At 42.8% G+C, this 14,799-nt stretch carries 13 protein-coding genes and 2 pseudogenes; 11 read left to right on the top strand and 4 right to left on the bottom strand.

The window, feature by feature from the left end:
- Positions 1 to 95: 95 nt before the first annotated feature.
- The 3 genes from clpP to bolA all read right to left on the bottom strand — a co-directional run bounded on the left by clpP (position 96) and on the right by bolA (position 2,989).
- A complete protein-coding gene (gene clpP, locus SLS51_RS01790; RefSeq protein WP_323834946.1) occupies positions 96 to 719 on the bottom strand; it encodes an ATP-dependent Clp endopeptidase proteolytic subunit ClpP in 624 nt (207 codons plus the stop codon).
- A 272-nt stretch (positions 720 to 991) separates the two neighbouring features.
- Positions 992 to 2,296 (bottom strand): trigger factor, encoded by a 1,305-nt coding sequence (tig, locus tag SLS51_RS01795; protein ID WP_323834948.1) that lies wholly within the window; start codon positions 2,294 to 2,296, stop codon positions 992 to 994.
- Positions 2,297 to 2,674: 378 nt separating this feature from the next.
- Positions 2,675 to 2,989, bottom strand: coding sequence for a transcriptional regulator BolA (bolA, locus tag SLS51_RS01800; protein ID WP_323834950.1), 315 nt, complete (start codon positions 2,987 to 2,989; stop codon positions 2,675 to 2,677).
- A 243-nt stretch (positions 2,990 to 3,232) separates the two neighbouring features.
- Here bolA and SLS51_RS01805 point away from each other — a divergent pair, with 243 nt between their 5' ends.
- The 9 genes from SLS51_RS01805 to SLS51_RS01845 all read left to right on the top strand — a co-directional run bounded on the left by SLS51_RS01805 (position 3,233) and on the right by SLS51_RS01845 (position 13,002).
- Entirely contained in the window at positions 3,233 to 3,811 is a 579-nt protein-coding gene (locus SLS51_RS01805; protein WP_323834952.1) for a lipoprotein, read from the top strand.
- Positions 3,812 to 3,864: 53 nt separating this feature from the next.
- Positions 3,865 to 5,343 carry a muropeptide MFS transporter AmpG gene (ampG, locus tag SLS51_RS01810; protein ID WP_323834954.1) on the top strand — a complete coding sequence of 493 codons (1,479 nt, stop codon included), beginning with the start codon at positions 3,865 to 3,867 and terminating at the stop codon, positions 5,341 to 5,343.
- 250 nt (positions 5,344 to 5,593) lie between these two features.
- Positions 5,594 to 6,355: a nucleoside-specific channel-forming Tsx family protein gene (locus SLS51_RS01815; RefSeq protein WP_323834956.1), complete on the top strand. Its 762-nt coding sequence runs from the start codon at positions 5,594 to 5,596 to the stop codon at positions 6,353 to 6,355.
- A 348-nt stretch (positions 6,356 to 6,703) separates the two neighbouring features.
- Positions 6,704 to 7,639 carry a cytochrome o ubiquinol oxidase subunit II gene (gene cyoA, locus SLS51_RS01820; RefSeq protein ID WP_323834958.1) on the top strand — a complete coding sequence of 312 codons (936 nt, stop codon included), beginning with the start codon at positions 6,704 to 6,706 and terminating at the stop codon, positions 7,637 to 7,639.
- 4 nt (positions 7,640 to 7,643) lie between these two features.
- Entirely contained in the window at positions 7,644 to 9,635 is a 1,992-nt protein-coding gene (gene cyoB / locus SLS51_RS01825; protein ID WP_323834960.1) for a cytochrome o ubiquinol oxidase subunit I, read from the top strand.
- Positions 9,625 to 10,239 carry a cytochrome o ubiquinol oxidase subunit III gene (locus SLS51_RS01830; RefSeq protein WP_112877923.1) on the top strand — a complete coding sequence of 205 codons (615 nt, stop codon included), beginning with the start codon at positions 9,625 to 9,627 and terminating at the stop codon, positions 10,237 to 10,239. The genes cyoB and SLS51_RS01830 overlap by 11 nt, the downstream gene beginning before the upstream one ends.
- A complete protein-coding gene (locus SLS51_RS01835; protein ID WP_036775099.1) occupies positions 10,239 to 10,571 on the top strand; it encodes a cytochrome o ubiquinol oxidase subunit IV in 333 nt (110 codons plus the stop codon). Before SLS51_RS01830 ends, SLS51_RS01835 begins: the two co-directional genes overlap by 1 nt.
- 12 nt (positions 10,572 to 10,583) lie before the next feature.
- Complete coding sequence (gene cyoE / locus SLS51_RS01840; protein ID WP_011148018.1) at positions 10,584 to 11,468, top strand: heme o synthase; 885 nt, start codon at positions 10,584 to 10,586, stop codon at positions 11,466 to 11,468.
- Positions 11,469 to 11,622: 154 nt separating this feature from the next.
- Entirely contained in the window at positions 11,623 to 13,002 is a 1,380-nt protein-coding gene (locus tag SLS51_RS01845; RefSeq protein ID WP_323834964.1) for an MFS transporter, read from the top strand.
- A 125-nt stretch (positions 13,003 to 13,127) separates the two neighbouring features.
- Here the strand turns inward: SLS51_RS01845 and SLS51_RS01850 are convergent, their stop codons facing one another.
- Positions 13,128 to 13,619: a YajQ family cyclic di-GMP-binding protein gene (locus SLS51_RS01850; protein ID WP_323834966.1), complete on the bottom strand. Its 492-nt coding sequence runs from the start codon at positions 13,617 to 13,619 to the stop codon at positions 13,128 to 13,130.
- 135 nt (positions 13,620 to 13,754) lie between these two features.
- Here SLS51_RS01850 and panE point away from each other — a divergent pair.
- Positions 13,755 to 14,670, top strand: a pseudogene (panE, locus tag SLS51_RS01855) (2-dehydropantoate 2-reductase).
- A pseudogene (locus SLS51_RS01860) lies at positions 14,630 to 14,791 on the top strand (DJ-1 family protein); the annotation flags it as partial. The pseudogenes panE and SLS51_RS01860, both read left to right, overlap by 41 nt.
- Positions 14,792 to 14,799 lie beyond the last annotated feature (8 nt).

Consider the following 14,799-nt stretch of genomic DNA (forward strand, 5'->3'; position numbering starts at 1 on the left):
TGGCAAAGCAGGAAACCTCTGCTATTACCCCGAACGTCATCGCCTTACCAAGTGGTAAGACGAATGTTTATATTATAGCTTCCGGGAATAATAAATTAATCGCGATGGGTGAAAATCTTATCAACCAATCCATATTCTACGGCTTCGTCTGCTGACAAGAAACGATCACGTTCTGTATCTTTCGTGATCTCTTCAATAAGTCTTCCCGTATGTTTTGCCATTAACTCATTCATACGCGATTTCACTTTCAGTATTTCCTGAGCGTGAATTTCAATATCTGTAGCTTGCCCCTGGAAACCACCTAATGGCTGATGAATCATAACCCGGGAATTTGGCAAGCAGATACGCTTTCCCTTTGCCCCAGCAGTCAACAAGAATGCTCCCATTGAACATGCCTGCCCCATACAAATAGTACTGACATCCGGTTTAATAAACTGCATAGTATCATAGATGGACATTCCCGCAGTAATCACACCACCTGGTGAATTGATATATAAGAAAATATCTTTTTCCGGATTCTCTGCTTCAAGAAATAACATCTGAGCTACAACCAGGTTTGCCATGTGATCTTCAACCTGACCGGTCAGGAAAATAATACGCTCTTTTAATAAGCGAGAATAGATATCGTATGAACGTTCTCCACGAGCAGTCTGTTCAACTACCATCGGCACCAAAGCCATGTGAGGCGCATATTGATCCCGCTTGTCGCTATATGACATTTTCGTCTCCTAATAGAATTCATGTTGGTGCCATTCATAACCAATTCTACTTGAGATAAGCGATGATGACCATGATTCAAAGTTAGCCAATCAAGGGGGAATTCCCCCTGAAAAATTTGGCAATCATATACATAATATTAAAAAGGATCTGAGGGTAAACCCACTTTTTTCAAGAAAAATCTTGCCTCTTATTTATAAAAAAACCCGCAGGTTAATCTGCGGGTTCATTTCACTGAGATGATAAATTCATTATCTCATGACAAAACTAAAACTTATGCCATTTGATTCTGATTCATTAACTCATTGAAAGTTGTTTCTTTTTCAGAAACTTTTGCTTTACCCAGAAGAACTTCAACAGCTTGTTCTTCTAAAGCAACATTACGAACATTATTCATCAATTCTTGGTTTTTACCATAGAATTCGATCACTTCTTGAGGAGCTTCATAGGCAGAAGCCATTTCCTCAATTAATGCTTTAACACGTTCTTCATCAGCTTTCAGTTCATGACTACTGATAACTTCGCCTAATAACAAACCAACAACAACGCGACGCTTAGCCTGTTCTTCAAACAGTCCACGAGGCAGTTCCAAAGCTTGTTTTTCATTGCCACCGAAACGCTGAGCAGATTGACGGCGCAGAACATCAATTTCGCTATCAACAACAGCAGCAGGAACTTCGATTTCGTTAACCTTAACTAATCCCTCGATAACCTGAGATTTAATACGGTTACGAACTGCATTTTTCAGTTCACGTTCCATATTCTTACGTACTTCTGCACGTAGACCATCAATAGTGCCATCAGCAATACCGAAACGTTTAATGAATTCTTCATTAAACTCTGGCAACTCACGCTGTTCCACTTTTTTCAATGTGATTGCAAACTTAGCAGCTTTACCTTTCAGATTTTCAGCGTGATAATCTTCTGGGAAATTCACATCAATGGTAAATTCTTCCCCAGCTTTATGGCTAATAATGCCCTCTTCAAAACCTGGGATCATACGACCCTGCCCCATAGCCAGAACAAAATCAGAAGCCTTACCACCTTCAAACTCTTCACCATCAATAGAACCATTGAAGTCAACAGTCACACGATCTTCTGCACCAACAGCTTCTTCGGTTTCTTTCCAATCAGCCTGCTGCTTACGCAATGTTTCCAGCATTGCATCAACATCTTCGTCTTTTACTTCAACAACGGGCTTTTCAACTTCAATAGATTCCAGATCTTTCAATTCAATTTCTGGATAAACTTCAAACTCTACAGAGTAAGTGAAATCTTCACCATTTTTGAATTGTTCTGGTGCATAACTTGGCGCACCTGCTGGATTAATTTTTTGTTCGATGATTGCATTAATAAAGTTACGTTGCATCAGATCACTCAGAACGTCCTGAATGACAGAAGCACCGTAACGTTGTTTAACAACGTTCATAGGCACTTTGCCTTTACGGAAACCATCGATACGAACTTTTTTTGCTACATTGACCAACTCACTACTAACTGCTTTCTCAACATCGGCAGCAGGAACGGTGATTGTCACACGACGCCCAAGGCCTTGAGTGGTTTCAACAGAAACTTGCATCTTTTTACCTCAAAAAAATCATAGTGCTCGGTCAACTCCAGAGACCATACAACCAGCACATATTTTATGTACCAATCGCAACACTCTCTAAGAACCGGGGCGGTCGCATTTAAAAACCGAGAATCCCTGATGTCAGAAGCGTCCCGAAACCATTCTAAAAATTAGACGCGACATTATAGCGATGCAGACGGTGTGAGTCGAGAATTGCTGAAAAAAGCCCGAACTATTCATCAACTTCACAGGATAACGATTATTCAGCGGCTAAATTTGCATCCAAAATGTATCATACATAAAACGTAAAAACGGCCCGAAGACCGTTCACTGAATTTATTCTATTGTGTAAGAAAACGCCCCAAATTAAGTCTCAATCATCGGGTTTCAGGCAACAATATTACCCCCACGACATGCCGGTGACGCTAAAACAGTATCCTGTAACTCATTCCACTCTTTTTCTGTATAGGTATGCAACGCCAAAGCATGAACACCTGCGGACAATTCTGCCGATAATACGCTGTAAACAGAACGATGGCGGTTTAGCATACGTTCACCAACAAATTTATTACTGATGATGACGACTTTAAAATGGCTTTCAGAACCTACAGGGACATTGTGACGATAACTTTCATCAATAACCTCAAGATATGAGGGATTAAATGCAACCTGTAATTTTTCTTCTATATCCCGATACACCATATCATTCCCCTTAACCGCACAGCAGTCGTACTGCCAACCATACTAATAATTTTAGTCTATTCTCCATAAGTTATAGCATCAACGCATTAAAATATCTTTTAATCGAATCCCACATCATAAGGTTTTTATATGCGTTTACCCCATCAGAGATATGCCATGATCAAAAGGCAGTGCTATTATTGACGTAATTTATGCTATTGATAAGTATTACTGGATATCCTTATCACTGATGAGAAAATTAACATGTTGAAAAGAATCTTATTCCCACTCATTGCACTTTTTCTTCTAGCAGGCTGTGCAGCTCCCAACAATACCCTGACCATCGAACCTAAAATTACATTGCCAACAGCAGACCCAACGATGGGCGCGATTACCATCAGTATCAGCGGTGCCGACAATCGTCAGTCTCAGACACTTGCTCAAGTTAACCGCAATGCAAAGCTGGAAATACTAAAACCATCCCGTGATCTGCGCTTTCTACTCCAGGAAATCCTAGAAAAACAGATGACCGCCCGTGGTTATATGATTGGCTCTCCAGCCAATGCCAATTTGCAAATTATTGTGAACAATTTATATGCAGACGTTAAAGAAGGTAGCCTGCGCCATAATATTTCAACAAAAGCCGATATTTCCATCATTAGTACAGCGCAAAATGGCAGTAAACAAGTTAAGAATTATCGCACTAGCTATAATGTACAAGGTCCTTTAGGTGCAACTAATGAAAAAATTGCTGATGCAGTCAATACTGTATTATCAGAAGTCATAGCAGATATGGCTCAAGATCCTTCCGTCAGCAATTTCATCAAACAAAATGCTCGCTAATTAAAGGATTAATTATTTACTCTGCCCACTAAGGGCAGGGTTTTGGGAGGCTCATGTCCTATCGTTATCTTACCGTTTTTACCCAACATAACTCACGAATCCTGCTTTTACTCGGCTTTGTTTCTGGTTTACCGCTCGCACTGACTGCCAGCACCCTGCAAGCATGGATGACCGTTGAAAACATTGACCTTAAAACAATTGGCTTCTTTTCTCTTCTCGGCCAAGCGTATGTTTTCAAATTTCTTTGGTCCCCCTTTATGGACCGCTTTATCCCCCCTTTTCTTGGACGTCGCCGTGGCTGGCTACTTATTACACAGTTATTACTTATAGCCAGTATCGCAGCAATGGGCTTTCTCCAGCCATCTCAACATTTATGGTGGCTAGCCACACTGGCGGTAACCGTCGCTTTCTGTTCTGCCTCACAGGATATCGTCTTTGATGCTTATAAAACCGATTTATTGAGTAGCGAAGAGCGGGGTGTCGGTGCTGCCGTTTCGGTACTTGGTTATCGATTAGCCATGTTAGTTTCAGGCGGGTTAGCATTATGGATCGCAGACCGCTATATTGGCTGGCAACACACCTACTGGTTGATGGCTGGACTGATGCTGATTGGCGTCTATGCGACGTTAAAAGCTAGAGAGCCTGAAATTGACGCTCTACCACCAAAAACACTCCAGCAAGCTGCAATAGAACCATTAGCCGATTTTTTTAATCGCAATAATGCATGGCTGATACTGCTGCTAATTGTCATGTATAAAATGGGGGATGCCTTTGCTGCCAGCCTAAGTATCCCATTTCTTATCCGTGGTATTGGCTTTGATGCTGGTGAAGTTGGAATGATCAACAAAACTCTGGGATTAACAGCAACTATCGTTGGTGCATTATATGGTGGTTATCTGATGCAACGATGGAGTTTATTCCGCTCACTCATGATCTTTGGCATTCTTCAAGCGATTTCCAATATTGGATACTGGCTGTTATCCATTACTGACAAAAATATCTACACTATGGGCTGCGCCGTTTTTCTGGAGAATATCTGTGGCGGAATGGGAACCGCTGCATTTGTTGCCTTACTTATGGCGTTATGTCATAAATCATTCTCTGCAACACAGTTTGCTTTATTATCTGCCTTATCTGCTGTTGGACGCGTCTATATCGGCCCAATTGCGGGTTGGTTCGTTGAATTACATGGCTGGTCAAACTTCTACCTATTCTCTATAGCGGCCTCTGTTCCAGGCTTATTACTGTTATTTATCTGCCGCCAGACTCTGGCTTATACCCAGCGAGCTAACGATTTTATGCCACGTACTGAGTTTAGAAATTTCTATCGTCTAGCACTTGGCTTACTATCATTAGCAAGCATCTTGCTCACGTTCTGGTTATTTACCATCACCACCAATGCTCTTAACTGGACTCATGCACCTTATCTGGCCGAAACATTACTATTATGGGGAGCACAGGTTGGTATCACAGGCATCATTCTCGGTAGCTTTCTAGATTATCTCGCATTAAGAAGGAACAAATTGACTTAAAAAGCGAAAATATTAAGTTAATTTATTAAAGGTTGACGACGGTCAGCCCTTGATATCTCTGCCCTCTGTTTAAATATTTAAGTGATAGCGATCACACTTCAAATAGTCATTTGCCAAAAAGTGCTATTTTCGAGTGATTATCTGATTGTTCAATCTTCATATCCGCGTAGAATCAGACTACCATCTTAAGGGTTATTTAATATAGCTTTAAAACCCAAAACCTCTTTTCATGGATGCGTTAGAGAAATTTATGAGAACAACCATTCTGGCTACTGCTTTATTCACCACCGTCTCAGTTCCAGCTTATGCTGAATATCAAGGGGGCTTTGCTAATATCAGCATGAACTACCTCGACTGGACTAGCCATACCACACACAAATCAGGGCAAACCTCTCATAAAGACGACTTTGCCTACCTGGAACTGGAAGGCGGAGCCGGATTTGACTGGGGTGAATTATACGGGTTCTTTGATCTGGAAAATGCTTTCAACAATCAGCATGCTAAACCAGGGGATAACCAAAGATACACTTTTAAAACAACCGGTCGCTTTTATCTGGCTGATACGGGTTTCAATCTTTATGGTCATGTTTACGGTACTTACTCCCTTCCAGGTACAGCACATGGCGGAAACTTCCATGAAGTAAATACCCTCTATGGTATTGGCTACAACACTGATTTCGCCGGTGTCTGGTTCAAACCGTTTATTGCGCTGCACTATGTTGACCAAACTTTCTACTCCGGTAATAACGGCTATGTCGTTGGTTGGGTTGCGGGTTACGACTTTCAACTCTGGGAAGAAAAATTCAGCATAACTAACTGGAATGAAATAGAACTTAATCGGAATGAACGCTACGGCAACGGTGGACGGAACGGTACCAATGGTGCAATAGCGTTATGGTGGACACCTCACCAATCCTTCACAACCGGCATTCAATATCGATATGCCGATCATAAACTGGGTGAAGACTTCTGGCAGGATGGGATTGTTTACACTATCAAATATAATTTCTAATTATTGATTTTAATTGTGGGCGACCAAAAGTGGCTCACAATTAATTTAATTCTTAAATAAAATGGCCGCGGTGGAAATTTTTAAAGCAAATTCTTATATTTTTTCCACTTCGCTAAAAAATATAAAATAACTTTAGTATAAATTCGTATTTCCGCCCTATTTCGTTACAATTAAATAACCTTTTCAAGCTAACTTCTGATTAATCCTCCACTTGCATGTGATCCCATCGACATAAAGGGTAACAACCCCTCAACTAACTATTACAAATGTTTACACTCCAGTAGCCTTACCGTAGAATGCCCGCACTGATGAAACGACAATAGAGCTTTTGTTATTTGGAGTCGTTAGATGAGACTTATGAAATACAATAAAGGTATTGGGATATTATCAATACTCGCGGCTACTCTTGTGCTAAGTGGCTGCGATATGGTATTGATGAATCCTAAAGGCGCCATCGGCGCTGAACAAAAAACGCTGATACTCACGGCTATTGGCCTGATGCTGATCATCGTTATTCCGGTAATCATCATGGCATTCACTTTTGCCCTGCGTTACCGCGAAGCCAACAGAAGTGCTACCTATCGCCCTAACTGGGCACACTCAAATAAAATTGAGCTGGTAGTATGGACCGTTCCTATCATTATCATTATTATTTTAGCAACCATTACCTGGAAAACAACCCACGAGCTTGACCCATATAAGCCACTGGTCAGTGATGAAAAACCAGTGACTATCGAAGTTATCTCTCTTGATTGGAAATGGCTATTCGTTTATCCGGAGCAAGGCATCGCTACAGTTAACGAAATTGCTTTCCCTACCGGGATTCCTATTAACTTCAAAATCACCTCTGATTCTGTGATGAACTCATTCTTCATCCCACAGTTAGGAGGTCAAATCTATGCAATGGCTGGTATGCAGACTAAACTTCACTTAATTGCCGATGAACCTGGCACTTATAAAGGTTTATCCAGTAGCTATAGTGGTCACGGCTTCTCTGGCATGAAATTTACTGCTACAGCTACCGCAGATCGTGAAGGTTTTGAACAATGGGTTCAAAAAGTGAAAGCTTCTCCCAAAACGTTGGATACCATGCAAGCATTTGATGAGTTAGCCAAACAGAGCCAAAACCATCCGGTTGAATACTTCTCAAGCGTTAAGCCTAACCTGTATCAAGACATTATTGCCAAATTTATGGGCAACATGAATATGCATGGCGGCCACGGTGCAACGACAGGTCATAACATGAATATGAGCAAAACTGCTCATGCCGGAGTTGAGGAATAAAGTAATGTTGGGAAAATTAACACTTGATGCAATCCCATTGCATGAGCCCATTGTCATGGGCACTCTTGCAGGGATTCTCTTCGCAGGGCTCGCAATTGTCGGAGCCCTGACCTATTTCCGTAAATGGAAATGGCTATGGAGCGAGTGGTTAACCAGCGTTGACCACAAGAAAATCGGTATTATGTACATTATCGTGGCGCTGGTCATGATGCTCCGTGGCTTTGCCGATGCCATCATGATGCGTGGTCAGCAAGCTGTCGCTTCTGCGAGTGAAGCAGGTTTCCTGCCACCGCATCACTATGACCAGATTTTTACCGCCCACGGCGTCATCATGATTTTCTTCATGGCGACACCTTTTGTTGTCGGCCTGATGAACATCGTGGTTCCACTACAGATCGGCGCTCGTGACGTGGCATTCCCATTCCTGAACTCACTGAGCTTCTGGTTCTTCGTCGTTGGCGTCGCACTGATTAACATCTCTCTCGGTGTAGGTGAATTTGCCCAAACCGGCTGGTTAGCTTATCCTCCGCTCTCAGGTATAGAATATAGCCCAGGCGTTGGGGTCGATTATTGGATATGGAGTCTTCAGATATCCGGTATCGGTACCTTGCTGACAGGCGTTAACTTCTTTGCGACGATCCTGCGTATGCGTGCTCCTGGCATGTCCATGATGAAAATGCCGGTATTCTCCTGGGCAGCACTCTGTACTAACGTACTGATCATCGCCGCATTCCCAATTCTGACAGTTACCATTGCCCTGCTAACTTTTGACCGCTATATGGGTACCCATTTCTTCACCAATGATATGGGCGGTAACATGATGATGTATATCAACCTGATATGGGCTTGGGGTCACCCTGAAGTTTACATTCTGGTGTTGCCGGTCTTTGGTGTTTTCTCTGAAGTCACTGCAACGTTCTCGAAAAAACGGCTGTTTGGCTATACATCTCTGGTATGGGCAACCATTGCCATCACCGTACTATCGTTCATCGTATGGCTGCACCACTTCTTTACGATGGGCTCCGGAGCGAACGTTAACGCTTTCTTCGGCATAGCCACCATGATTATCTCGATTCCGACAGGCGTTAAGATATTCAACTGGCTGTTCACAATGTATCGAGGCCGTATTGAGTATAAAACACCAATGTTGTGGACCGTTGGCTTCATCGTCACCTTCTCTATCGGAGGTATGACTGGCGTTCTGCTGGCAGTTCCAGGTGCAAACTTCGTTCTGCATAACAGCTTGTTCCTGATCGCACACTTCCATAACGTGATCATCGGTGGTGTTGTCTTCGGTTGTTTCGCTGGTACTGCTTACTGGTTCCCGAAAGCTTTTGGTTTCACACTGAATGAAAAATGGGGTATCCGCGCATTCTGGTTCTGGATCATCGGCTTCTTTATCGCCTTTATGCCAGTTTATGCGCTCGGCTTTATGGGGATGACCCGTCGTATTAGCCAAGATATCAACCCTGAATTCCATAATCTGCTGGTCGTCTCCGCGATTGGTGTTGCACTGATTGCCGTTGGTATCCTGTGTCAGGTCATTCAATTCTACGTTAGTATCCGTGACCGTGACCAAAACCGTGACCTGACCGGTGACCCTTGGGGCGGACGTACTTTGGAGTGGGCAACATCTTCTCCACCACCGTTTTATAACTTTGCTGACGTTCCACATATTCAAACCCGAGATGCATGGTGGGATATGAAAGAAAAAGGCACTGCTTATAAACGTCCTGCTAAGTATGAAGAAATTCATATGCCTAAAAATGCCGGTGCGGGTGTCATTATTGCTGGCTTCAGCTTGCTGTTTGGTTTCGCCATGGTTTGGCATATCTGGTGGCTGGCTATCGCAGGCTTTGCAGGCATGATTATCACTTGGATTGCAAAAAGCTTTGATGAAGATGTTGATTACTACGTACCCGTTGCTGAAGTTGAGCAAATTGAGAATCAGCACCATGAACAAATTAGCAAGGCAGGTCTGAACCATGTCAACTGAAACTATGACTAACCATAATCATGCCCACGAGCATCACGGGCACCACGATGCGGGAGCCACTAAAGTATTCGGTTTCTGGGTCTACTTGATGAGTGACTGTATTTTGTTCGCATGTCTATTTGCGACTTATGCAGTACTCGTTAACGGAACCGCAGGCGGCAAATCTGGTAAAGAGATTTTCGACCTCTCTTTCGTATTGGTCGAAACTTTCCTACTGCTATTCAGTAGTATCACTTATGGTTTTGCCATGCTGGGAATGAACAAAGGAAAAGTCGGCCAGGTTAACGCCTGGCTTGGTATGACTTTCCTGTTCGGCCTTGGCTTCGTGGCGATGGAGTTGTACGAATTCCATCATCTGATTGTTGACGGCCACGGCCCTGACCGCAGTGCATTCCTGTCCGGATTCTTCGCACTGGTTGCTACTCACGGTATCCACGTTACCTGTGGTTTGGTCTGGATTATCATCATGATAATCCAAGTAACCCGCCGCGGTTTAACTGATGTCAATAAAACCCGTCTGAACTGCCTGAGCTTGTTCTGGCACTTCCTGGATGTGGTATGGATCTGTGTATTTACCGTTGTTTATCTGTTAGGAGCTATGTAATGAGTCATTCCAATACCGCTCATACTGGAGCTAGCCACGGTAGCCTGAAATCTTATCTGATCGGCTTTGTTCTTTCGGTCATCCTGACAGTGATTCCGTTCTGGATGGTCATGGATGGTTCAGCCTCCCATACGACTATCCTGACAACAGTCGTCGCTTTGGCTGTGGTGCAGATTATTGTTCATTTTATCTACTTCCTGCACATGAACACTTCGTCAGAAGAGCGCTGGAACTTAGTAGCATTGCTGTTCACCATTTTAATTATCGGTATTGTTGTTGTTGGCTCACTATGGATTATGTACAACCTCAACATTAATATGATGGTTGATTAAAGAGCTGCATATATGATTAAGCAATACCTGCAAGTAACTAAACCAGGAATTATTTTCGGCAATTTAATTTCTGTGATCGGTGGTTTTCTACTCGCCTCGAAAGGGGTGATTGATTACCCTTTGTTCATCTCGACTCTGCTCGGCGTTTCATTAGTCGTGGCTTCTGGTTGTGTATTTAACAACTACATTGACCGTGACATCGATCGGATCATGGAAAGAACAAAAAACCGCGTCCTTGTAAAAGGACTTATTGATCCGAAAATCAGCCTGATTTATGCATCAATACTGGGTATTGCTGGCATAGTGCTGCTTTATGCAGCAGCCAATGCTTTAGCAATGCAATTAGCGATTATCGGTTTCGTCGTATATGTAGGGGTTTACAGCCTCTATATGAAAAGGAAATCTGTTTATGGCACGTTGATCGGCAGTTTGTCCGGTGCTGCGCCTCCGGTTATCGGTTATTGTGCAGTAACTGGTCAGTTTGATACGGGCGCGTTGATCCTGTTACTGATTTTCAGCCTGTGGCAAATGCCGCACTCCTATGCCATTGCTATTTTTCGTTTCAAAGATTACCAGGCAGCCAACATTCCTGTACTGCCCGTGATTAAAGGCATATCTGTGGCGAAAAACCACATTATCCTTTATATCCTGGCATTTATGATTGCAACCCTTATGTTAGCCATCAGCGGTTACGCTGGTTACAAATATTTGGTTGTTGCAGCAGCAGTGAGCGTCTGGTGGCTAGGAATGGCGTTATCCGGTTACAAAACTGATAATGACCGCATTTGGGCTCGTAAATTATTTATATTTTCCATTGTGGCAATCACTTCCCTGAGTGTCATGATGTCTATTGACCCGCATGTGCCCTCAGAAGCCTTCCTAACTTACGTCCGGTAATTTTCCTGATGGCAGTGGCATAATACTCCTCTGCCATCAGTTCTCTCATCCTATTTCCCTCGCCTTAATACTTCAATATTATTAATTCAATTAACTATTTACCCTTTATCGAAAACCTATCTACAATGACACATCAAAATATTTCGAGGTAATCATGAACGATAATAAAATGACGCCGCTTGAGCTTCGGGCGACATGGGGCCTAGGTTCAGTTTTTTCTCTGCGAATGCTAGGTATGTTCATGGTTCTTCCTGTATTAACAACCTACGGTCTTCATCTAAAAGATGCCACCGAAACACTTATTGGCATCGCCATTGGCATTTATGGTCTAACCCAGGCCATTTTCCAAATTCCAGTTGGCCTGCTTTCTGACAAAATTGGCCGTAAGCCTTTAATTGTTGGCGGATTATTGCTATTCGTCCTTGGTAGTATTATTGCTGCTCTCAGTGACTCCATCTGGGGCATAATAATTGGACGAGCGTTACAAGGCGCTGGGGCGATATCTGCTGCAATTATGGCGCTACTTTCTGATTTAACCCGCGAACAAAATCGAACTAAAGCGATGGCTTTTATTGGCATTAGCTTCGGAATAACTTTCGCCATAGCTATTGTGCTTGGTCCAATCCTTACGAATACTATTGGATTAAATGGCCTATTTTGGGGAATTACCATGCTGGCCGGTAGTGGCATTCTGATAACATTATTTGCTGTTCCTTCCACAGATAAACACATGCTTAACCGTGAATCAGGCATTGTTCGTCACAGTTTCAGTAAGGTTCTGGCTGACAGCCAATTGCTGAAACTTAACTTTGGCATTCTCAGTTTGCACACTTTGTTAATGGCAAGTTTTGTCGCTCTTCCTCTGGTGATGCAACAAGCAGGACTCCCTACCCAACAACATTGGAAGGTTTACCTGATCACCATGCTCATTTCATTCTTATCTGTTTTACCTTTCATTATTTACGCAGAAAAAAAACGCCGCATGAAACAAGTGTTTTTACTGTGTATCACAATGCTGCTAATTGCTGAAATTGTATTGTGGTCATCGGGACATCACTTATGGGTAATTTTCATCGGCATACAAATTTTCTTTATTGCTTTCAATGTAATGGAAGCTATCCTGCCATCACTTATCAGTAAAGAATCACCAGCGGGTTATAAAGGTACAGCAATGGGCATCTACTCCACCAGCCAATTTTTAGGTGTCGCTTTAGGGGGTAGCCTTGGTGGTTGGTTTTATGAATTAAAAGGAGCACCGCTGGTATTTATGGCAGGTATCGTTCTGACAATCATTTGGTTTATTATCAGCACAACAATGAAACAACCCCCTTATGTCAGCAGCATCAGAATTTCTCTGCCAGAAAATATAGTCAATAAGGCATTGCTAGAACAAAAAATTCTTGTTCAACCGGGCGTTTGCGACGTCGTTATTGTGCCGGAGGAGCATAGTGCCTACATAAAAGTAGATACTAAGCTGATAAGCAGAGCACAACTTGAACAATTGATAGCTAATAATAATGACACGATAGACTAAGTATCAAACCAGATAACCCCTACTCGCTCCGATTCGATATTAAGGTAAATTGGGAGTGGGGTATTCCTGATCAGGAATACCCCACTCCACATTAAGCTAGATATATCAATCCATTGGGTGGAAAATCAATCCCGGAAATTAGTAAACTGGAATGGCTGTCCCAGCTCTGCGCCACGAACTAATGCCATAACACTTTGCAAATCATCACGAGCTTTACCTGTCACTCGCACTTGCTCACCCTGAATCTGTGCCTGTACTTTCAGCTTACTATCCTTAATCAGCTTCACGATCTTTTTCGCCGTAGGGGTATCAATCCCCTGCTTCAAAGTCGTTTCAATGCTGTAAGTCTTACCACTGTGCAACATATCATCAGGGATATTCAATGCAGCGCCATCGATACCACGTTTAGCCAACTTTTCACGTATAATATCAACCAACTGATTTACCTGAAAATCTGACTCACTGGCAATCTTGATAGATTCACTTTTTTCATTTAATTCGAAACTGGCGCTGACATTACGGAAATCCCAACGGCTAGCAAGCTCGCGCTGCGCATTTTCTACCGCATTGCGAACTTCATGCAGATCAATTTCTGAAACAATATCGAAAGATGGCATTATCCATGACCTCCTGATAATCAATAAGTTGGCATGATAACCGCTTTCCATTGTCAGCAAAAGCTCTATACTCAGATTCGCGGGATCTTATCATTTCTATCCATTACCATAATAGCGTCTCTCCCGGAGGAGCATATGAAGATAACCGTTCTTGGCTGTGGCGCTATAGGAAAACTGTGGCTAGCCGCATTATCACAACAAAAACATCAAGTTCAGGGTTGGCTAAAAAGTTCCCAGCCTTATTTATCTGTTCATATTGACGAAATGAATGGAGAAGTATTCAACCAACCAATTCCAACTAATAACAGCGACCATCTTGCCGACAGCGAATTACTGATTGTCTGTTTGAAAGCATGGCAAATCGCAGATGCAGTGAATAATTTACTCCCCAAACTTTCACCTAATTGTCCAATCTTATTACTCCACAATGGCATGGGTACCCAAGAAGAACTATTATCAGCGCCTAATCCAATGCTGCTTGGCGTCACAACGCATGGCGCATATCAGGATGACCAACGGGTTTATCATACCGCTTCCGGGCTAACCCATATTGGTTCAGCAACGTCAAATGCAACTGGGCTTAACTCTCTGGCTAATGTATTACACCAATCCTTGCCAGATGTTGCATGGCATAATGAAATTCTCTCTATTAGTTGGCTGAAACTTGCCGCTAACTGTGTCGTAAACCCGCTGACTGCACTTTATGAATGCCAAAATGGCGATCTGCTTCGCTATCCTGAACAATTGAATATTTTATGCGAAGAAATTATTCAGGTTATGCAACGAGAAAACATCCATACCACTATCGACAACCTGATTACCTATGTCTACGATGTGATTAAACTTACAGCAAAAAACTACTCATCCATGTTGCAAGATGTCCGCGCAAAACGTCGCACTGAAATTGACTATATCACCGGTTATTTATTACGCCGGGCCCGTGCACATGGTCTGGCAACCCCTGAAAATACCCGTATCTATAACCTAGTTAAACATAAGGAAAGATGATTATGACCCCTTCAACACTCATCTGCCTGGCTCACGGGAGTGAAGAAACAGAAGCCGTTACAACTATTGATTTACGGGTACGCGCTGGCATCAATGTTACGATCGCCAGCACCGCCAGCGATGGAGAATTGGTTTTAACTTGCTCCAGAGGTGTAAAACTAGTTATACGATT

Source organism: Photorhabdus africana (genome assembly GCF_035181445.1).
GTDB lineage: Bacteria > Pseudomonadota > Gammaproteobacteria > Enterobacterales > Enterobacteriaceae > Photorhabdus > Photorhabdus laumondii.